Source organism: Ferrovum myxofaciens (genome assembly GCF_000735045.1).
Lineage (GTDB): Bacteria > Pseudomonadota > Gammaproteobacteria > Burkholderiales > Ferrovaceae > Ferrovum > Ferrovum myxofaciens.
On sequence record NZ_JPOQ01000616.1, the window covers coordinates 1 to 342 of the forward strand.

At 47.1% G+C, this 342-nt stretch carries 1 pseudogene; it reads right to left on the minus strand.

What is annotated here, in order from left to right:
• Positions 1-152 precede the first annotated feature (152 nt).
• A pseudogene (locus IV91_RS18265) lies at positions 153-342 on the minus strand (IS1595-like element ISCARN11 family transposase); the annotation flags it as partial.

A 342-nucleotide genomic window follows, 5' to 3' on the forward strand; every position in this document is an offset into this window, starting at 1 on the left:
TTGAAAATGGCGGAACACATTTCAAACGACATATATTGACGCATAAGAGAGTTAGGCTAGCTCAGTCAACAACCCTCGCCTTTATTCGAGGGTTGTTGACACGTGTAATTTCTTGACATAAAAGTAGTGGGGTATTCAGCTTAGTGCTGTGCCTAGCTTCTCCATGGGTGCGAAGGCACAGAAATATCCAGCGAAGTTGGCGCTTTATGGCGAAGTTTGGCTGACACCGCGAACTCATGCGCCACAACTTTTGGCTTGGGATTAGTTACAAGCTCACGGAAGGACATAGGATGCATGGAAATGCACTGTTCGATCAACCTGTAGAAGAGCATGCCCCGATGC